This is a genomic window from Collinsella sp. AF04-24 (genome assembly GCF_003465685.1).
GTDB lineage: Bacteria > Actinomycetota > Coriobacteriia > Coriobacteriales > Coriobacteriaceae > Collinsella > Collinsella aerofaciens_AP.
The window spans coordinates 17,322-36,277 of sequence record NZ_QSBK01000015.1; the positions used below are offsets into that span (position 1 = coordinate 17,322).

The following is an 18,956-nucleotide window of genomic DNA, read 5'->3' on the forward strand; positions in this document are numbered from 1 at the left end:
GGTACGCGGGGGCGTCCGGGCTAGTCGCGGTATCTAAAGTACGCCGCGCAGCTGCCTTCGGAGTTCACCATGCAGGGGCCGACGGGGTGTTCGGGCGTACATGCGTGGCCGAACAGCGGGCAGTCGCTCGGTGTGATGGCTCCGCGCAGCACGTCGCCGCAGCGGCACCCGCGTGGCTCGACCGTCGCCTCAACGGGCACGTCAAAGCGGGCGCCGGCATCAAAGCGCGCGAATTCGGGTCGGATGGAAAGACCCGAAGCCGCAATCGGCCCCAGCCCGCGCCACGTGGTGTCGCATGGCTCAAACACCTGCTCGACCAGCTGGCGCGCTACGGGATTGCCGTCTGCATTGACGCCACGGCGGTAGGCGTTGTCGATTGCGGGCCTGTGCTCGACAATCATCTGGACCAGCATGCAGATGCCCTGCAAGATATCGACCGGCTCAAACCCGGTGACTACGCCGGGGGTCTCGAACTCATCGACCAAAAACCCAAAGGGTGCCAGGCCTGTGATGGTAGCGACGTGACCAGGCAGGATAAAGCCGTCGATGGCGGTCTCGGGGTCGTTGGAGATCGCACGCAGAGCCGGCGGCGTGGTCTTGTGAGCACAGTAGACCGAGAAGTTCTGGAGCCCGCGCGCGTCGGCCTCCAGGATAGCGGCGGCAATGGTGGGCGTTGTGGTCTCAAAGCCGACGCCCATAAAGATGACCGGGCGTTCGGGATTTTGCTCGGCAATGTCGAGTGCGTCGAGCGGAGAGTAGACGATGCGGATGTCGCGCCCCGCCGCCTTTTGCGCGGCAAGCGAGGTGGACGATCCGGGCACGCGCATCATGTCGCCAAAGGTGGTGATGATGGCGCCGTCCATGTTGGAAAGCGCGATTGCGTGATCGATGTCGCGGTTGGCGGTGACGCAAACGGGGCACCCCGGGCCGCTTAGCAGTTTGAGCCCCGTCGGCATAATGGAGCGAAAGCCATAGCGGCCAATGCTCACGGTATGCGTACCGCAGACTTCCATAAGGTTGATGCTGCGGTTGCCGACAAGCTCATGAATACGATCGATGAGCTCGCGGGCCAGCTTGGGGTCGCGAAATGCCGAAAAGTCGATACCGGAGCGAACCGGCTGCGCCGCCGCCACTAGTATGCCTCGGCTGGGTTGGTGGCGAGTTGGTCCTCTTTGGCCAGCTCGGTCATGGTATTGACGAGCTCGAGTGTCTCTTGGGCTTCCTGCTCGTCGACAATCTGAATGCCAAAGCCGGCGTGCACGAGAATATAGTCGCCTACCTGTGCCGTCGGCACGAGGCGCAGCGAAACGGGGCGCTCGATACCCATCATGTCGACGGTCGCCTTAAGGTCGTCGTCGCGTTTGACCACTTTACCGGGAACGGCAAGGCACATAATGTTCCCCTTTTATACGTTTTGCGCTGGATAGGCGCCTAATTACCCATCAGTTGATGGTAGCGCTCGCGGGAGTCACGAGCAAACGCGTTACACCTGTGAGACGGCGGCGCGCAGGCTGGCAAAACAGCCTATCGAGACGCCGCCTGCGTGAGGCGAGCGCGAGCGATGGCGGCCTGACCGTAGGCGACGCAGCCGTCGTTGACGGGCACAGTGTGGGGGACCAAGACGGCAAGACCGGCGTCTTTGAGTTCATGGGTAAGGAGCTTAAGCAAAAGCCGGTTCATGAACACACCGCCCGAGAGCGCGACGGTATCGAGGTTTTCGCGATTGCAGATCTCGCACGCGATGTGGGTCGTAGCGTGCGTAATGGCGATGTGAAACTCGAGGGCGAGCCTGTCGGCCGGCGTGCCTGCCTCAATTCCATTCAGAAGAGATTCGATGAGCGGTTGGGGGTCCAAGATGGGGGAGTCGTCGGCAGACGTGAATACGCCTGCATGATTGCCGTCGAGACGAACGGTCTTACCGCCGAGCGCGGGCCAGGCGGCGGCTTCGAGTTCGATGGCGGGCTCGCCCTCGTAGGTTGCCTTGTCGCAGATGCCCAGAATTGCCGCCGCGGCATCAAAGAGACGCCCCATGCTGCTGGTACGCGGGCTGTTGATGCCGCGCTCGATCATGGTGGCTGTCACGCTGCGCGTTTGCTCGTCGAGGGCGCCCAATAGCCCCGCGGCACCCGGGTGCTCGAGCAGGCCGAGCTCGCTCAGCAGGGCAAAGGCATTGCGGCGGGCGTCGCGCACGGAGGCCGCCCCGCCGGGGAGCGCCCAGGTGCGCAGGTGCGCGGCGCGTTCAAAATCGGCAAGGCCGGCAACAAGAAACTCGCCGCCCCAAATGGTCCCATCGGTGCCGGCGCCGGTGCCGTCAAAGGCGATGCCAAGGACACGCGCGTCGGTTGTAAGCTGGCCCGCGGCGATGGCCTCGGCCATCACGCTCGCGATATGTGCATGATGATGTTGGACTTCGATAAGCGGCAGATTGTGCTTCCGTGCCAGTTCACGCGCCCACTGGCTCGACAGATAGCTGGGATGCATGTCACATGCCAAGGCGGCAGGCGCCAGGTCAAAGAGGTTTTCCAAGCGCGTGCGCGCGGCGTTCCAGGCATCGAAGGTCTCGCCGTTTTCGACATCGCCGATATGCTGCGACACAAAACAGGCCACATGGCCGTCGGCGTCCTCGCGCGTGAGCGCGATCGTAGCTTTTTGCTGCGGCCCGCAGGCGAGCACGCAGGGTGCAGTGCCGTCGAGCGCCGGCAGCGCTAACGGCTGCGGCGCATATCCGCGTGCGCGACGCACAGGCATGGCGGCGCCATCGACCACGCGTACCACGGAGTCGTCGTAGCGCGAGAGAATCGCGCGGTCGTTGCCGAGCAGCGCGTCGGCAATGCCGGCGGCAACGAGGCGCTCCCAGGCAAGATCGTCATCGGTCTCGATGGGCTCTTCGCTCAGGTTTCCGCTGGTCATGACGAGCGCGTGCATACCGCGGGCTTCTGCCGCGGCAAGCAACAGATGCTGAAGCGGGGTGTAGGGGAGCATAACACCGAGCTCTGGAAGGTCGTGCGCGACGGACGGCGCGAGCGCGAGGGCGTTGGGGGAGCTGCCGCTCTCGCAAACGGCACGTCGGCGCAGCAGCACAATGGGGCGAATGCTGCCGGCCAGCAAGCCGCGTGCAACGTCGTTGACATGGCACAGGCGTTCAGCGTCGGCAAGGTCGCGTACCATAACGGCAAGCGGTTTGTTGCTGCGGCGTTTGCGGCGGCGAAGCTCGGCTACCGCCTGCTCGTTGGAAGCGTCGCATGCCAAGTGAAATCCGCCCAGACCCTTGATGGCGACGATACCGCCACCGGCCAGCAGCTCAACACAGCGGTCGATAATGGCGTCGCTGGTCTCGCGCGTGGTGCCGACGGCCGGCAACGCGGCGGCTTCGCCCGGCTCACCGCCCACGCTCGCTTCGCGCCACGTGATATGCGGCCCGCAATCAAAGCAGGCATCGGGCTGCGCGTGAAAACGCCGGTCGAGTGGGTCGGCATACTCCGCGGCACACTCAGGACACATGGGAAAACAATTCATCGACGTGGCCGCTCGGTCATAAGGCAGCGACCGGATGATGGTAAAGCGCGGTCCGCAGTTGGTACAGTTGATAAAAGGGTAGTGATAGCGCCGATCGGCGGGGTCGAACAACTCGCGCAGACAATCATCGCAGGTGGCGATATCGGGTGAGACGAGCGTCGTGTGCGCGGTCTGGTCCTGCGATGCTACGATGCGAAAACCCTGTTCATTGGCGGTATCCCAACCGTGGGCTGCCAGGTCCACAACCTCGACATATTCTACGCGGGCTGCCGCAGGCGCATGCGCAGAAAGCGCGGCAACAAAAGCATCGAGCGCATCGGCCGGAGCGTGCGCCTCGATATGCACGCCGTCGCCCGCGTTGAGCACCCATCCGCAAATGCCATGCGCCATGGCCTCGCGATACACAAACGGCCGCATGCCAACGCCCTGCACAATGCCCGTCACATGAATATGCACATGCCGCATGTGGCTTCCCCTCGTCAAAACCGACCAAAAAGGGACAGGTTTATTTTGGTCGGTAAAACTTCTAAACCTGCCAAAACAAACCTGTCCCTTTTTGGCAGGTGCGCTGCGGGAAATCCCGCTACAGCCCCAGGCTCTGCTTGGTGGCGGCGCAGGTGAGCTCGCCGTGCTTAACGCCGCGCAGTCCCAGCAACCGGTCCGCTAGCTCATAGACGCGTTTGCCGCGACCCTTGAGCGCCAGAATCTCCAGGCAGTTGTGGTGGTCCAGATGCACGTGCATGGTCGAGACAATCTCGTCGGTGTAGTCGTGCTGCACCTCGTCCAGACGGCGCGTCAGATCGCCGGTATGGTGGTCATAGATCATGGTGAGCGAACCGATGACCTGCTCGTCGGGCGTGCGCATCTGCTCCTTGGCGATCGAGGCGCGAATCAGATCGCGTACGGCCTCGGATCGGTTAGCCACGTCACCGCGGCGCGCGATCTGCTCGTCAAAGCGGCGCAGCAGGTCGTCGGGCGCGGTGACCGAAAAGCGGACCAGCTCGGAGCTGGAGCCGCTGTAGCGGCAGCTTGCATCGTCGTCCGCACCGTGATTGTGCGCGTGCTCGTGCTCGGCCACGTTACACCAGTTTCACAGAGCCGACGGAGTTGTGGTCGGCCTCGATGGCCTCCTCGTAGCCCTCGAGCGCATCGTGCGCCTCGTGGAGTGCCGCCATGGCGGCCTCGAGCTTGGCGCCAATGCGCTCCATGTCAAAGTTCTCGGTCGCATGCAGCAGCTGATGGCTCCACTCGTGAGCGAGCTCAATGGTGTCGTCGACCTGCTTGACGCTCATGGCAAGCTGGCTCATGTTCATTCCGACGTCATGCATGGGGAGTCTCCTTTTGTACGGGGCGATATGGTGGTTCAGATTCTACTACGCCCGCCTTGAGCGCCGCCGCATAAGAAAACGGGTGCGAGTCCGTCTGGCCCGCACCCGTTCACTGGGGGCTGTTTGTATCTACCATACTATCCGTGGTCGCATACCTTGCGTTTGGCACTCCGGCGAGCGGTGCGAAACCGCTCATGGACGGCAGATGGGTAACAAGCGTATTACAGATGTTTCTCCAGCAGCGCCTGCAGCCTCGCCTTGGGTAGGGCGCCAACCGAGCGGTCGACCTCCTCGCCGTTCTTAAAGACGATCAGCGTGGGGATGCTCATGACGCCAAACTTCATGGCCAGGTCCTGGTTGTCGTCGACGTTGCACTTGGCCACAGCCAACTTGCCGGCCAGCTCGTCGGCAACCTCGTCTACGATGGGCGAGAGCGAGCGGCAGGGGCCGCACCACGGGGCCCAAAAATCAACCAGTACGGGCAGGCTATCGTTGATGACAGCGCCGAAGTTCTCGGGGGTAATCTGCTTAATGTCAGCCATGGTGACCTCCATAATACGACGCGGCTCGGCCGCGTAAAACTCAGTACGACCGTGCTTATACCCAGCGGCCCGCAAAGCAACCACTCGCGGGCGGCTCTTTTATATAATGGTGGGCACGCAAACGATTGGAGAGCGCATGCCCACGTCACAAAGCCAGAAAAAAGAAGCCATCGCTCAGGCGACCGAGCAGGAGCTCGCGTCGCTTGCAGATCGCGGTGTGCGTATCGCGGGCAACGCGTGCTCGCCGATTGTGCTGGTCAAAGGCGATTTGGATGAAGCCGAGTGCTCGGGCGGCGAGCTGGCCGCCGGCGCGGATGGCGCCGCGTTGCGCAAGGCGCTCGGTGCCATCGGATATGCCCCCGAGGATTTTTGTGTGCTGGCAAGCGTCGCCGGCGCGGGCGACGGAGCGGTCGCGGCGGGCGAGGCCCTGACGTGCGACCTGTTCCGCGAGGCGCTGGAGACCTTGGACCCCGAGGCGGTGCTGCTGCTGGACAACAGTGCGGCCGATGTCATGCGCGAGACCTATGCCGATATGCTTGTGGCAATTGATGACTTTGACACCGCCATGCTCAAGCCCGGCCTGGTCGCCCATGTGCAGGGGCGCCGCGTGCTGGCGCTCGACGGTTTTGAGGCGGCGCTCACCGACAAGGCCGCCAAGCAGCGCATGTGGGCCTACATTAAGCAGCTGACCCCGGCGGCTGCACCGCTGTAGCGAGGTTGGCGGCAGCCCCTACATCACAGCGCGCAGCTCAAACCGATCGCCGTTAATGCGGAACTGGCAGTTGCCGTTCATGCGCTCCACGGCGAGTTTAATGCTCTTGGTGCCAAAGCCGTGACCGGCGTGCTGAGCCACGGGCGTGCCGTCGACCATGTGCGGCGCCCGTCCAAATGTGTTGGAAACCAGCAATAGAAGCTGACCGTCTTCGTAGCGAAGGTCCAGGTCGACAAACCGCTTGCCTTCGGGGGCGGTGCTCGCCGCGGCGATGGCATTGTCCAGGGCGTTCGATACCACACTGAACAGATCGGCATCGCCCACGTGGACGGTTTCGGGCACGGCGGCTCGCAGGTCGGCGGTGATGCCGTGCGCGTTGATGTCCGCGGAAAGCGACGAGAGCGCAATGTTGACCGTTTCGTTGGCGCAGTAGCGGCGCACAGCGGTGCGGTCGTTGGTCTCGCAAAGCGCGTCGATACGCTCGAGCGCCTCATCGGTGTGACCCTCTTCGATCAGGGCCGCAAGACCGCGCAGGTAGTGGCGTATGTCGTATCACATTGAGACCAAGTCAAGAAGAATCGCTTCGGTCGAATCGCGTCTTTTGGGTGAGTTCTCAACGTCCGCTGCCGCTGGTTTCCACCGTATGCCGAAAACACCCGGACGATGCCGTGCAAATCGCTTCGCTCTGCTATAGTCTCCCAAATTCACGTTTTCTATTGGGATGGTGGTTAATATGGGCGACATACTCGAATCGTTCCTGCGCGTGGCGATGGTGGTGTTCATCGTCGGTCCGCTCACTGCATGGGTCGCCCGTCGCGGCGCGCGCGAGCGCAGTGAGGCGACGGACAGCCTCGATCGCTTCACGGTGCGCATGCCCGCTGCCATTCGCACGATTATCGCCTGCTGCGCCGTCGCGTTCGAACTGCTCATGCTGGGTGTCTACGTCTGGCAGGGCGTCTCGTTGGGCGAGTGGGACCACGAACTTGTGTGGTTCGGTCACGCCATGGCGCTCGCGGGCATGGCCATCTGGGCCCTGCTGAGCATCCCGCGCATCGACGTGGACGGTGAGCGAATTCTCTCGCGTAACGCCTTCGGCATCCGCAAGGAGACGACGTTTGGCAACATCACCCGTGCAACGCTTCACACGCAGATGATGAGGATCGACCTGTTCGAGGGCGACCGGAAGTTCTGCTCGATAAGCCTCGAGGGGGTGTGCTCGCTCAACCTCCTCGCCCGTCTGGAGGAAGAGGGCATCGAGGTCTCGGACGCTGTTGACGGCCCGATGACCAAGGCGGGTCTGTGTTGGTCTGCCATCAAGCCGTTGACGATTGTTTTCAACGGTATGGCGCTCGTCTTCTCGCTCGTGATCGCCTTCATGGCTGTTTTCACCGACGCCGGTGCTCGTCTGCTCCTGCTCGTCCCATGCCTCTTCCTGTTCATAGGGGGACTCCTGCCTCTGCTCATGCTCAGCATGCCCGCCCGTGGTATCTACGAGATCGGCAGACAGGAGCGCGAACTCGGTTTCTCCTTCGCCGAGGAGATGGCGAGCCGAGGTGCCACGGGCACTTCGCTTGTCGACGACGATTGGTTCATCGAGATCAGCAATGCCCGCGTCGTGGCGTTTCGCCGCGATTACCTCAAGAAGGTCACGGCGCACGAGGACAGCGAGAGCGGCGACCGTTGCACGGTGACCACGAAAGGCGGTCGCAAAATCAAGGTGTATGCAGCGGGCAGCACGCTCGAGGACCTGCGCTCGTGGTTCAAACAGGGTGCCAAGGCCAGAAGCACGCTCGACCGTGCAGAGGACGCGCTCGAGACGACGTCTGATTGGGTTGTCTGACCTGTATCGTCTTTTCGGACACGCATGCTAGAGGCCCAATCCTTTAGAATGCATTCATCGACGACCGAGAGGACGGTATGCTATGTCCAACCCAGCCGCCAAGTACACCGACGAGTTCAGGCGCGAGACCGCCGACTACATCATCTCGACGGGCAGGCCGATAACGGAATGCTGCGCAGAACTGGGCCTGAATTCCAAGACCGTGATCAAGTGGGTGCAGAACCGCCGGCGCGAGCTTGCCGGCGGGCCCGACCCCAAGGCCGAGGACCGCGAGCTTCGCGAGGCGAAAAGGCGCATACGCGAGCTCGAGATGGAGAACGCCTTCTTGAAAAAAAGCCGCGGCCTTCTTCGCCAAAAGCCAGGCGTAGCCGCATGCTACCGGATGATGTTGGCGGAGAAGGCCGAATTCCCGGTGAAAATGATGGCCCGCGTGCTCGGCGTGAGCCGATCGGGCTTCTACTCGTGGCTCTCCAACGGCTGCCCGCGAGAAGACTGGTCGGCCGAGCGCGAGGCGGTCCGGCGCGTGTGGCTGGAGTCGGACCGCAGGTTCGGCTTCCGGTTCGTGAAATGCTTCCTGCCCGGCGAGTTCTCCGGATTGACCCTGTACAGGGTGCGCAAGCTGATGCGCGAGCTGGGAATACGCGGCTGCACGCCCAACGCCAGGAAGCGCACCACCATCCCCGACCCGAAGGCCAGGCCCCGGCCCGACCTGGTGCGCCGCGACTTCACCAGTCCCGTTCCAACCTGCAAGCTCGTGGGCGACATCACCTACCTGCGCACCGGCGAGGGATGGCTGTACCTGTCGACGGTCATCGACCTCAACACCCGCATGGTGGTGGGCTGGTCGCTCTCCGAGCGCATGACCGCCGACATCGTGGTTTCGGCGCTGGCGTCGGCCAAATCGCGCGGCTACGTGGCCGGCAACGCGATATTCCACGCCGACCGCGGCGCCCAGTACACCAGCAGGCTTCTGGCCGAATGGGCGCGCGACAACGACGTGCGGCTGTCCTGCAGCCGCGCCGGCAACTGCCACGACAACGCGGTGGCCGAGTCGTTCCTCGCCACGCTGAAGAACGAGATGTACTACAGGCGCAGCTTCCCGACCAGGGATTCCGCCAAGCACGCGGTGGTCGAGTTCATCGAGGCGTACTACAACCGCCGAAGGCCCCGCTCGACGATCGGCTACAAGGTGCCGGCCGAGGCCATGGCGGCCTTCTTCGAGAGAACCGAGCCCAAGCTCGAGGCCATGCCTATGGCCGCTTGATTTCTCGAGCATGCGTGTCCGAAATCTTGACACAGGTCAGAAGGCCTCGATGCCAGCGCTGCGCCGATATGGGGCAGCGGCCCCCCGTTGGCCGCCATGGCCCTGACTTCCGAGCGTATGCTGGCGCCGCTCGTCTTAAGACGTTGACCTCCATCCGGAGCCTGCGGTTCTCGCGCTCGGGCTCCAGGATCCGGTTCTACTCGGGCGTGCGGTTGTCGGCGGCGCGCGGCGAGCCGGTCTCGTTTATCGACTTGACCCGCCTCTCCACGGTGCTCTTGTCGAGGTCGCACTCGTCCATGGCCTCGCGCCTGGGCTTTCCGGCGTTGTGGAGATCGACTATCTTCCTCTTGAACTCGTCGGTGAAATGCCTCGGTCTGGGGCCGGTCGAGGCCGAGCCCCCGGTCCGGCTGGGGTAGCATGTCGCTGCGGACCATTGTCTTTCCTCTCGTTGAATATCTAGGCGCTGACGATTCTAGGCGATGGCCCTCTCTTGCTTCTTACACCTCGATTGTGCTCGCTACCCCCAGCGGGCCCGGATCGAGCGATTCGGGCCCGCTTTTGGGGCCTGCCGGAAACCCGGTGGTCAAAAAGGGCCAAATATGAGTACTGTTACCAGTTTGGTGGCAGCCAAATGGCCTCAAAAATCGGTGCCAGAGGCCAAAAGTGCATCGATTTTCGTTCTTCAGAGTCGCGATCGGGCTCCAAACAAGGCGATTTTGCTGCTCTGGACCGGAAAATCGATGCTACTAATTTGGTGACAGTACTCATATTTGGCCCTTTTTGACCACTGCCCCTTGGTCCAGGACAAAACGGGCTGCCCGAATCATGGGGCGGGTCCATTTTCGGCTGTCCTCAGCTTGCCAGTTCGAAAATGGACCCGCCCCAAGATTGAATCTTTATTCCAACTTTACACCTGGCTTTACAGCTGTCTTGTCAGCTGTAAAGCCAGGTGTCATACTAAAGCCCCAAGATTCGCCAAAAGAGAGGGGCCTTGATGGCACAGAGCGCGAACATGGATGCATCGGAGCTTGCACGCGATATCGCGGCCGGCCTAGCATCGGCAACGACGGCAACGGAGCGCGCGGCACTGGTGCCCGCAGAGCTCGTCGAGGCCATTCAGCAACTAAAAGCCCAACGTGACGCGGTAATCCTGGCGCACTACTATGTGGCGCCCGAGGTCCAAGCCGTTGCCGATTACGTCGGCGACAGTTTCTACCTGGCAAAACTCGCCAAGAGCCTGCCGCAGCAGACTATCGTGCTGTGCGGCGTGGAGTTTATGGGCGAGAGTGCCAAGCTGCTCAACCCCACCAAGACCGTGCTGCTGCCCGAGCCGGGCGCGGACTGCCCCATGGCTCACATGGTCAAGCGCGAGACGGTCGACGCGGCGCGCGCCGAGTACGGTGACGACCTTGCCGTGGTCTGCTACGTCAATTCGACGGTCGAGATCAAGAGCTGGAGTGACGTGTGCGTCACCAGCTCCAACGCCGTCAAGATCGTGTCCGAGCTGCCGCAGCAGCACATCCTGTTCATCCCTGACCAAAACCTGGGCCGCTTCGTGGCCGAGCAGGTGCCGCAAAAGCACGTCATTCTCAACAACGGCTACTGCCCGCGCCATCACATCATCACCGTCGAGCAGATCGTCGACGCGACGGAGGCCCACCCCGACGCGCTCGTGCTGGCGCATCCTGAGTGCAAGGCCGACGTCCTGGCCGAGGCCGACTACATCGGCTCCACCGCCGGCATCATCAAGTATGCCGAGGAGTCGGACGCGAGCGAGTTCATCATCGTGACGGTCCGCGGCGTGCTTTACGAGCTCGAGCGCCGCTGTCAGGGCGCCGGTAAGAAGTTCTACTTCCCCGCGGTGCAGCCCACCTGCGTCAACATGGATCTCATCACGCTCGAAAAACTCGTTCGCTGCCTGGAGACGGGCGAGGGCGAGGTGCAGATCGGCGTGTCGGACGAGGCCGCCGACCAGGCCAAGCTCACGCTCGACCGCATGCTCGAGTACGCAGCGCGCTAGAACAATGCGGCATGAGGGACGGTCCCTTATGCCACATTCAAGGGAGAGGATTCCTGTGGAAACCAAGCAATACCCCGACATGGAGTGCGACGTCGTCATTGCCGGCTGCGGCGTGGCGGGCCTATACGCGGCCCTCAACCTGCCGACGAGCACGCGCGTGGTCATGCTCTCCAAGGGCGCTGTCGACGAGTGCGATTCTATGCTCGCGCAGGGCGGCATCTGCGTGCTGCCCGAAGGCTCGGACTACGATGCCTTCTTTGAGGACACCATGCACGCCGGCCACTACGAGAACCGCCGCGAGAGCGTCGACATCATGATTCGCTCAAGCCGCTCGGTCATCAATGACCTGCTAGCGATGGGCGTGGATTTTGAGCGCAAGGCCGACGGCAGTCTCGACTTTACCCGCGAGGGCGCGCACAGCCGTCCGCGCATTGCCTTCCATGCCGATATTACGGGCAAGGAGATCACGACCAAGCTGCTCCAGGCCGTTCGCAAGCTTGATAACGTGCAGATTTTGGAGCACGTGGCCATGACCGACATCCTGACGGGCGAGCGTGACGGCGCCACGGTGTGCACCGGCGTCGTCGCCGTTTCCGTGGACGAGGACAACTCGGTCCGTCCCGCCGACGAGCTGGCAAATGCCGCCGAGGGCGTGCATGCCGGCGAGCCGTTTAAAATCCATGCCCGCCACACGCTGTGGGCGACGGGCGGCATCGGCGGCGTATACGACCATTCGACCAACTACCCGCAGCTCACGGGCGATGCCTGCTACATTGCTCAGGAGCATGGCATTAAGATGGAGCACCTGGACTACGTGCAGATTCACCCCACGGGACTGTTCTCGCCGCAGCCGGGCCGCACCTTCCTGATCAGCGAGAGCTGCCGCGGCGAGGGCGCGATTCTGCTCAACGCCGCCGGCGAGCGCTTTGCCGATGAGCTTCAGCCGCGCGATGTGGTCGCCGCCGCCATTCGCGAGCAGATGAAGCAGGACGGCACCGAGCACGAGTGGCTGAGCTTTGCCCCCGTCGAGCGCGACGTGGTGACCGGGCATTTTGCCAATATCCGTGCGCGCTGCCTGGAGGACGGACGCGACATCCTGGACGAGCCCATCCCTGTCACACCCACGCAGCACTACTTTATGGGCGGCGTATGGGTCGACAAGGACGGCCGCACCTCGATGCCCGAGCTCTACGCCGCCGGCGAGACGGCTTGCAATGGCGTGCACGGCAAGAACCGCCTGGCTTCCAACAGCCTGCTCGAGTCTCTAGTCTGGGGTCGCCGCGCTGCTTGGCGTATGCGCACCGGCGAGTCGCTGACCGTGGAGCAGGCCGGTGAGCCCGCGCTTGACGGACGCCACCGCGCCCTGAGCGCCGACACCCTGGCAATCGATGATTTGGCCCGTGCCGCCGGCACGCAAGCCGTGGAGGAGTAGACCATGAATCCCATTACTATGAAACTCGTCGTCGATGATCTGATTTTGCAGGCTCTGCGCGAGGACATTACCTTTGAGGACGTGAGTACGGCGAGCGTGTGCCCCACGGCGCGTCCCGCTACCGTTGAGCTCATCGCCAAGGCCGACGGCATTATCGCCGGCCTAGACGTATTCGCCCGCACCTTTGAGCTGCTGGATCCGCAGAGCTCCGTGTTGTTCGATGTCTCGGATGGCGACGAGGTGCACGCTGGCGATCACGTGGGCCAGGTGCGCGGCGACGCGCGCGTGCTGCTTTCGGGCGAGCGCGTGGCGCTCAACTACCTGCAGCGCATGAGCGGCATCGCCACCTACACGCACAACATGGCGGCTGCGCTCGAGGGCACCAAGACCGTGCTTGTCGACACGCGCAAGACCACGCCGGGCATGCGTGTCTTCGAGAAGGCCGCAGTCGAGATCGGCGGCGGCAGCAACCACCGCTATAACCTGTCGACGGCTGTCATGCTCAAGGACAACCACATCGACGCCGCCGGTGGCGTGGCACGCGCGATTGAGATGGCGCGCGCCCATGCGTCGTTTACCACGACGGTCGAGATTGAGTGCGAGAACCTGGATATGGTGCGCGAGGCAGTTGAGGCCGGTGCCGATATCATCATGCTCGACAACATGACCCACGACGACATGGCCGCCGCTATCGAGCTTATCGCCGGTCGCGCCAAGACCGAGTGCTCGGGCAACGTAGACGCCAACAATATCCGCGCACTCGCCGACCTGGGCGTTGACTTTATTAGTTCGGGCGCTCTGACGCATTCTGCGCCGATCCTCGACCTTTCGCTTAAGCACCTGCGTCTGCTGGACGGTAAATAATGAATGCCCGCGAGCGTCGCCGTTCCATCATGGCCGTGCTCGAGGGAGCAAAAGATCCTGTCTCGGGCAGTGCGCTTGCCCGCGAGGTGGGCGTGAGCCGCCAGGTCGTGGTTCAGGACATCGCCCTGCTGCGCGCCGACGGGCACGATATCGTCGCCACCAATCGCGGCTATGTACTACAGGAGGCCCCCAGCAGCCCCGCCGTGCCCACGCGCTTGGTCAAGGTTCGCCACAGCGTGGAGCAGGCAGGCGATGAGCTCACGAGTATCGTCGACGCCGGCGGCGCCGTGCTCAACGTGATCGTCAATCACCGCGTGTACGGTAAGATCACGGCCGATCTGGATATCCGTAACCGCCGCGATATCGAGCGCTATCTGCACGACATTGCCAGTGGCAAGAGCTTTCCGCTGCTGACGGTAACCAGCGGCTATCACTTCCACCGCATTGCGGCAGAAGACGAGCAAACCCTCGACGAGATCGAGGCCATGCTCAAAGAGAAAGGCTACTTGGCGGACCTAATGCCCTACGAGGACGATCTGTCGTAGCCGATGCTGCAAACGTCCCTAAGCGGCAATCTGACGTTCAATCGTCGGTCGCGTACCAAAGTACGCTTCCCTCCTCTTTCACGTCACCTTGCTCGCTTAGGGACGTTTTCGCTGACGTGAGCTCAACCTGCGATGGTGCCTAATTGGTTATCCGCACAAAAAAGGAGGCCTCCGCGGCGATGCGGAGGCCTCCTTTTTGTGCACGGTGTACTTGTGAGTGTGCAAGTGGGGGAGTTGTTACTCCTCGACGATCTCGGTGATCGCGCCGGCGGGGCAAGCGTCCTGGCAAGCGCCACAGGCGACGCAGGAATCCTCGTCAGCGACGGTGGCGACGTCCTGGAGCTCCAGAACGCCAGCGGGGCAGGAGTCGACGCAAACGCCACAAGCGATGCACTCGTCGGCATCAATTACGGGATGAGCCATGGTAGTTTCCTCTCTGTTGACCGACGCTACAGGCGATGTGCGTCGGTTTGATTCGGGCAAAAACATACCACGGGAGCGACCGTTTGCAATACCCTCTGACCGGCATCTTCATACCGTTCGCCGAGTATGCCACGGCTTACTAAAAAATATGCAGGTGAGGCCGTTGAGCTGCGCAAATGTTAGCTAAAGGTGACTTGAAATATTGAGCTATTGAGCGCGCCTGCGGAAAGGGCATCCCGTTATTTGGCCGAAAAACGGGTCGCAGTTTCCGGTTGGGCCCGCTAGCGGAAACCGCGACCCGGTATCAGCTCTCAAAACGGGACACGGTTTCCGGTTGGGCTTTAAGACGGAAACTGCGACCCGGAATCCACGCTCAAACCGGGATGAGCTTTCCGCAAGGCAGCCCAGGCGCCCCCGGACGCAAACCTCAGTCATCTCTACATAGATCTCAATAGATTTGCCGAGAACTCAAACAGTGCGTCTACCTGCGCTTTTGCGAACCTAAACTCTCAGCAACAAGAAATCTTATATGAATTGACTTAGATTTTGTATATTCCGGCCCATAAGGGGATACACTACATCCTGAAAGACAAGCCGAAGCACCGCGCGGCAGACCGCCGAGGCGGCGCGAACGCACAAGAGAGAGGGAATTTCTAATGGGCAAGATTCTTGGTATCGACCTTGGTACTACTAACTCCGCTATGGCCGTCCTCGAGGGCGGTTCTCCGACCATCATCGTGAACGCCGAGGGCGACCGCACCACCCCGTCCGTCGTGGGCTTCCGTGCCGACGGCGACCGCGTCGTGGGTAAGGCCGCTAAGAACCAGGCTGTCACCAACCCCAAGAACACCGTGTTCTCCATCAAGCGCTTCATGGGCCGCAAGTACTCCGAGTGCACCTCCGAGCTCAAGACCGTGCCGTATGAGGTCAAGGAGGGCCAGGGTGGCCGTGCCGTCGTCGACATCGAGGGCAAGGATTACACCGCCGAGCAGGTGAGCGCCATGGTGCTCGCAAAGATGAAGGCCGACGCCGAGAAGTATCTGGGCGAGACCGTCACCGACGCAGTCATTACCGTCCCGGCATACTTCAACGACGCCCAGCGTCAGGCCACCAAGGACGCCGGTAAGATCGCCGGCCTCAACGTCAAGCGTATCGTCAACGAGCCGACCGCTGCTGCTCTGGCCTATGGCCTGGACAAGCAGGGCTCCGACCAGCGCATCCTGGTCTTCGACCTGGGCGGCGGCACCTTCGACGTCTCCATCCTCGACCTCGCCGACGGCGTGTTTGAGGTTCTGTCCACCTCGGGCGACAACCACCTGGGCGGCGACGACTGGGATCAGCGCGTCATCGACTGGATGGCTGACAAGTTCCAGCAGGAGAACGGTGTCGACCTGCGTCAGGACCCCATGGCCCTGCAGCGTCTGAAGGAGGCCGCCGAGAACGCCAAGAAGGAGCTCTCCGCAGCCCAGCAGTCCACCATCAACCTGCCGTTCATTACCATGAACCAGTCCGGCCCGCTGCACCTCAACTACACGCTGACCCGCGCCGAGTTCGAGAAGATCACCCGTGACCTGCTCGAGCGCTGCAAACAGCCTGTCACCAACGCCCTGCGTGACGCTAAGCTCAAGCTCTCCGATCTGACCGAGGTCATCCTCGTCGGCGGCTCCACCCGTATGCCCGCCGTCCAGGATCTGGTCAAGACCATGACCGGCAAGCAGCCCAACATGTCCGTGAACCCCGACGAGGTCGTTGCCGACGGCGCCGCCGTCCAGGGCGGCGTGCTCACCGGCGACGTCGAGGGCATCCTGCTGCTCGACGTCACCCCGCTGTCGCTGGGCGTCGAGACCATGGGCGGCATCATGACCAAGATGATCGACCGCAACACCACGATTCCGACCTCCAAGACCGAGGTCTACTCCACCGCTGCCGACAACCAGACCAGCGTCGAGATCAACGTGCTCCAGGGCGAGCGCGAGCTTGCTCGCGACAACAAGTCGCTCGGTAAGTTCCAGCTGACCGGTATCCCGGCTGCCCGCCGCGGCGTGCCGCAGATCGAGGTCACCTTCGACATCGACGCCAACGGCATCGTCAAGGTTTCCGCTAAGGACAAGGGCACCGGCAAGGAGCAGCAGATCACCATCTCCGGCTCCACCGCGCTTTCCGATGACGAAGTCGATCGTATGGTAAAGGACGCCGAGGCTCATGCCGAGGAGGACAAGAAGCAGAAGGAAGAGGTCGAGGTTCGCAACCAGACCGACAGCCTGTGCTACTCCACCGAGCAGACCCTCAACGAGCTGGGCGACAAGGTTTCCGCCGATGTGAAGTCCAAGGCCGAGGCCGCTATCGCCGACGCCAAGAAGGCGCTCGAGGGCTCTGACGTCGAGGCCATCAAGGCCGCTGGCGAGTCCCTGCAGTCCGTGGCCTACGAGCTGGCTCAGGTTGTCTACGCCGACGCTCAGCAGCAGACCGACGGCGCCGCCGGTGCCCAGGCCGACGATGACGTCGTCGACGCCGACTACGAGGTTGTGGACGACGAGGACAAGTAATCATGTCCGCCCGTAAAGCTCGCACGGAGGCGGCTGCCGCTGGCGCCGCCCCCGTTGACTCTGAGGAGAAGGACGTGAAGATTCCCGTAGAGGCCGTCGACGATACCGAGGCCAACGAGGCCGCGGCCGCCGAGGCTGCCGAGAACCAGGTAGAGGATTCCAACAAGGAGGCGACGATGACCGAGGACGAGATGGTGGAAGCTGCTATCCGCGCCGGTGAGGAAGCCGCCGACAACGACTTTAAGCTCAAGTTCGAGCAGGCCCAAAAGGAGCTTGCCGACGTGCGCCGTGAGCTCGATGCTGCGGCAGAGGCTCAGAAGGCCGCCGAGGACAAGGCAAAGGACGCCACCGAGCGCACCGCCCGTCTGCAGGCCGACTGGGAGAACTTCCGTCGTCGCACCGCCAACGAGCGCATCGCCGAGCGCGAGCGCGCGACCGAGAAGCTCGTCACTGCGCTGCTGCCGGTGGTCGACGATATCGAGCGTGCGATCGACCATGCCCGCAGCCAGGAGCTTGCCGATGACTTTAAGCAGTTCGTCGACGGCGTCGATGCGGTGCATGCCAAGCTGCTCGATGTGTTTGCGCACGAGGGCGTTGAGCCCATCGACCCCAAGGGCGAGGCGTTCGATCCGCTCGAGCACCAGGCCGTGGGTCGCGTTGAGGACGCATCGCAGTACGACGAGACCGTCAACGACGTGTACCAGAAGGGCTACCGCATGGCGGATCGCATTCTGCGTTCCGCGATGGTGACGGTGACCTACGGTGGCGAGAAGCGCCCCGCACCGGAGCCCGAAGCGGCGCCCGAGGATGCTACGGCCGACACGGCCGAGAGCACCGAGGAGTAATTGAAAAGGGCCCCGGGGCAACACCCGGGGCCCTTTCTGGCCTAGTGCCATATGAAAGCATGAGCCGCCGTCCGCTGGACGGCGGATGAAACAGGAGAGGAGCTACGATGGCTGCAGGCAAAACCTTCTATGACATCCTGGGCGTATCCAAGAGCGCCTCCGACAAAGAGATCAAGAGCGCGTTTCGCAAGCTCGCGCAAAAATATCACCCCGATGCCGGCGGCGACGAGGCCAAGTTTAAGGAGATTAGCGAGGCCTACGAGACGCTTTCGGACGAGAAGAAGCGCAAAGAGTACGACCAGATGCTCATGTTCGGCGGTATGCCGGGCGCGGGCGGCGCGTATGGCGGTGGCTACGGCGCCGGTGCCGGCGCGAGCGGCTGGGGCGATATCTTCGACAGCATCTTTAGCGGCAACGGTGCCTGGGGCAGCGATTGGGGCTCAGGCTTTGCCGGCGCTACGGGCGCTGCCGGTGCCGGCGCGGGCCGCAGCCGTGCTCGCAAGGGCGGCGACCTGTCGCTGACCGTCGATGTGACGGCCGAGGACGCGTTTCGCGGCGTGACGCACAAGGTCACCTACCGCATTCCCTCGACGGGCGAGCAGCAGACCATCACGGTCTCGGTGCCTGCGGGTGCGGTCGACGGCGGCAAGCTGCGCTACAAGCGTCGCGGCGAGTATGGCGTTGCCGGCGGCGAGCGCGGCGACCTGGTCGTGACCACGCACGTGGAGGAGCATCCACTGTTTAAGCGTAAAGGTGCCGACGTGACCATGGAGGTACCGGTCTCGGTCTATGAGGCGGCACTCGGCTGCACGGTGGACGTGCCGACGCCCGGCGGTGCGACGGTTCGTCTGAAGGTGCCCGCGGGTACCCAGACGGGCAAGAAGTTCCGCTTTAAGGAGATGGGTGCGCCCGACGTTAAGCACCGTGGCCGCACGGGTGCGCTGCTCGTCGAGATCAAGGTGCAGGTCCCCACGAACCTGTCCGACGACGAGCGCGATGCCATGACCAAGCTGCGCGAGGCCGACACGCGCGACTATCGCGAGAAGGTCAACCGTTACAAGGCGACGTACTAGGGCGGT

The 18,956-nt window shown here is 62.8% G+C and carries 18 protein-coding genes; 10 read left to right on the forward strand and 8 right to left on the reverse strand.

The features are described from left to right. Positions 1–20 precede the first annotated feature (20 nt). From hypD to trxA, 6 genes are all read right to left on the reverse strand, one after another. The gene (gene hypD / locus DWV32_RS07065) at positions 21–1,133 is read right to left on the reverse strand and encodes a hydrogenase formation protein HypD (RefSeq protein ID WP_117757707.1); all 1,113 of its coding nucleotides are present in this window, start codon (positions 1,131–1,133) and stop codon (positions 21–23) included. Further along, a complete protein-coding gene (locus DWV32_RS07070) occupies positions 1,133–1,393 on the reverse strand; it encodes a HypC/HybG/HupF family hydrogenase formation chaperone (protein WP_117757708.1) in 261 nt (86 codons plus the stop codon). The genes hypD and DWV32_RS07070 overlap by 1 nt, the downstream gene beginning before the upstream one ends. Before the next feature lie 131 nt (positions 1,394–1,524). Continuing rightward, a complete protein-coding gene (gene hypF / locus DWV32_RS07075; RefSeq protein ID WP_117757709.1) occupies positions 1,525–3,981 on the reverse strand; it encodes a carbamoyltransferase HypF in 2,457 nt (818 codons plus the stop codon). A gap of 118 nt (positions 3,982–4,099) precedes the next feature. Next, complete coding sequence (gene nikR, locus DWV32_RS07080; RefSeq protein WP_117757710.1) at positions 4,100–4,594, reverse strand: nickel-responsive transcriptional regulator NikR; 495 nt, start codon at positions 4,592–4,594, stop codon at positions 4,100–4,102. A gap of 1 nt (position 4,595) precedes the next feature. Next, the gene (locus DWV32_RS07085; RefSeq protein WP_006235225.1) at positions 4,596–4,844 is read right to left on the reverse strand and encodes a hypothetical protein; all 249 of its coding nucleotides are present in this window, start codon (positions 4,842–4,844) and stop codon (positions 4,596–4,598) included. Between the two features lie 221 nt (positions 4,845–5,065). Next, on the reverse strand, positions 5,066–5,386 hold the full coding sequence (gene trxA / locus DWV32_RS07090; RefSeq protein ID WP_117757734.1) for a thioredoxin: 321 nt from the start codon (positions 5,384–5,386) through the stop codon (positions 5,066–5,068). 136 nt (positions 5,387–5,522) lie between these two features. On the opposite strand from trxA, the gene DWV32_RS07095 reads away from it, so the two are divergent. After that, entirely contained in the window at positions 5,523–6,098 is a 576-nt protein-coding gene (locus DWV32_RS07095) for a hypothetical protein (protein WP_117564541.1), read from the forward strand. Between the two features lie 18 nt (positions 6,099–6,116). Here the strand turns inward: DWV32_RS07095 and DWV32_RS07100 are convergent, their stop codons facing one another. Beyond that, the gene (locus DWV32_RS07100; RefSeq protein WP_158561612.1) at positions 6,117–6,539 is read right to left on the reverse strand and encodes a GHKL domain-containing protein; all 423 of its coding nucleotides are present in this window, start codon (positions 6,537–6,539) and stop codon (positions 6,117–6,119) included. A gap of 292 nt (positions 6,540–6,831) precedes the next feature. Between DWV32_RS07100 and DWV32_RS07105 the strand changes: the two genes are divergently transcribed. From DWV32_RS07105 to DWV32_RS07135, 6 genes are all read left to right on the forward strand, one after another. Then, complete coding sequence (locus DWV32_RS07105; RefSeq protein ID WP_233540429.1) at positions 6,832–7,938, forward strand: hypothetical protein; 1,107 nt, start codon at positions 6,832–6,834, stop codon at positions 7,936–7,938. An 82-nt stretch (positions 7,939–8,020) separates the two neighbouring features. Continuing rightward, positions 8,021–9,202 (forward strand): IS3 family transposase, encoded by a 1,182-nt coding sequence (locus tag DWV32_RS07110; RefSeq protein WP_117757713.1) that lies wholly within the window; start codon positions 8,021–8,023, stop codon positions 9,200–9,202. A 994-nt stretch (positions 9,203–10,196) separates the two neighbouring features. Then, the gene (gene nadA, locus DWV32_RS07120) at positions 10,197–11,222 is read left to right on the forward strand and encodes a quinolinate synthase NadA (RefSeq protein WP_117736750.1); all 1,026 of its coding nucleotides are present in this window, start codon (positions 10,197–10,199) and stop codon (positions 11,220–11,222) included. Between the two features lie 55 nt (positions 11,223–11,277). Continuing rightward, on the forward strand, positions 11,278–12,654 hold the full coding sequence (locus DWV32_RS07125) for an L-aspartate oxidase (protein ID WP_233540430.1): 1,377 nt from the start codon (positions 11,278–11,280) through the stop codon (positions 12,652–12,654). 3 nt (positions 12,655–12,657) lie between these two features. Further along, positions 12,658–13,518 carry a carboxylating nicotinate-nucleotide diphosphorylase gene (nadC, locus tag DWV32_RS07130; RefSeq protein WP_117757715.1) on the forward strand — a complete coding sequence of 287 codons (861 nt, stop codon included), beginning with the start codon at positions 12,658–12,660 and terminating at the stop codon, positions 13,516–13,518. Continuing rightward, on the forward strand, positions 13,518–14,063 hold the full coding sequence (locus tag DWV32_RS07135) for a transcription repressor NadR (protein WP_117757716.1): 546 nt from the start codon (positions 13,518–13,520) through the stop codon (positions 14,061–14,063). The genes nadC and DWV32_RS07135 overlap by 1 nt, the downstream gene beginning before the upstream one ends. A 237-nt stretch (positions 14,064–14,300) precedes the next feature. On the opposite strand, the gene DWV32_RS07140 is transcribed toward DWV32_RS07135, so the two are convergent. Then, the gene (locus DWV32_RS07140) at positions 14,301–14,486 is read right to left on the reverse strand and encodes a DUF362 domain-containing protein (RefSeq protein ID WP_006235216.1); all 186 of its coding nucleotides are present in this window, start codon (positions 14,484–14,486) and stop codon (positions 14,301–14,303) included. Positions 14,487–15,142: 656 nt separating this feature from the next. Between DWV32_RS07140 and dnaK the strand changes: the two genes are divergently transcribed. The 3 genes from dnaK to DWV32_RS07155 all read left to right on the forward strand — a co-directional run bounded on the left by dnaK (position 15,143) and on the right by DWV32_RS07155 (position 18,950). After that, positions 15,143–17,032: a molecular chaperone DnaK gene (gene dnaK / locus DWV32_RS07145; protein ID WP_117757717.1), complete on the forward strand. Its 1,890-nt coding sequence runs from the start codon at positions 15,143–15,145 to the stop codon at positions 17,030–17,032. Between the two features lie 2 nt (positions 17,033–17,034). Continuing rightward, the gene (locus DWV32_RS07150) at positions 17,035–17,877 is read left to right on the forward strand and encodes a nucleotide exchange factor GrpE (protein WP_117757718.1); all 843 of its coding nucleotides are present in this window, start codon (positions 17,035–17,037) and stop codon (positions 17,875–17,877) included. A gap of 107 nt (positions 17,878–17,984) precedes the next feature. Then, a complete protein-coding gene (locus DWV32_RS07155) occupies positions 17,985–18,950 on the forward strand; it encodes a DnaJ C-terminal domain-containing protein (RefSeq protein ID WP_117757719.1) in 966 nt (321 codons plus the stop codon). Positions 18,951–18,956: the final 6 nt, after the last annotated feature.

Bases quoted from the DNA above. Each gene is read 5' to 3' on its own strand.
- DWV32_RS07070 (WP_117757708.1), bottom strand. From the start codon at position 1,393: ATGTGCCTTGCCGTTCCCGGTAAAGTGGTCAAACGCGACGACGACCTT.
- hypF (WP_117757709.1), bottom strand. From the start codon at position 3,981: ATGCGGCATGTGCATATTCATGTGACGGGCATTGTGCAGGGCGTTGGC.
- DWV32_RS07085 (WP_006235225.1), bottom strand. From the start codon at position 4,844: ATGCATGACGTCGGAATGAACATGAGCCAGCTTGCCATGAGCGTCAAG.
- trxA (WP_117757734.1), bottom strand. From the start codon at position 5,386: ATGGCTGACATTAAGCAGATTACCCCCGAGAACTTCGGCGCTGTCATC.
- DWV32_RS07095 (WP_117564541.1), top strand. From the start codon at position 5,523: ATGCCCACGTCACAAAGCCAGAAAAAAGAAGCCATCGCTCAGGCGACC.
- DWV32_RS07105 (WP_233540429.1), top strand. From the start codon at position 6,832: ATGGGCGACATACTCGAATCGTTCCTGCGCGTGGCGATGGTGGTGTTC.
- DWV32_RS07110 (WP_117757713.1), top strand. From the start codon at position 8,021: ATGTCCAACCCAGCCGCCAAGTACACCGACGAGTTCAGGCGCGAGACC.
- nadA (WP_117736750.1), top strand. From the start codon at position 10,197: ATGGCACAGAGCGCGAACATGGATGCATCGGAGCTTGCACGCGATATC.
- nadC (WP_117757715.1), top strand. From the start codon at position 12,658: ATGAATCCCATTACTATGAAACTCGTCGTCGATGATCTGATTTTGCAG.
- DWV32_RS07135 (WP_117757716.1), top strand. From the start codon at position 13,518: ATGAATGCCCGCGAGCGTCGCCGTTCCATCATGGCCGTGCTCGAGGGA.
- DWV32_RS07140 (WP_006235216.1), bottom strand. From the start codon at position 14,486: ATGGCTCATCCCGTAATTGATGCCGACGAGTGCATCGCTTGTGGCGTT.
- dnaK (WP_117757717.1), top strand. From the start codon at position 15,143: ATGGGCAAGATTCTTGGTATCGACCTTGGTACTACTAACTCCGCTATG.
- DWV32_RS07150 (WP_117757718.1), top strand. From the start codon at position 17,035: ATGTCCGCCCGTAAAGCTCGCACGGAGGCGGCTGCCGCTGGCGCCGCC.
- DWV32_RS07155 (WP_117757719.1), top strand. From the start codon at position 17,985: ATGGCTGCAGGCAAAACCTTCTATGACATCCTGGGCGTATCCAAGAGC.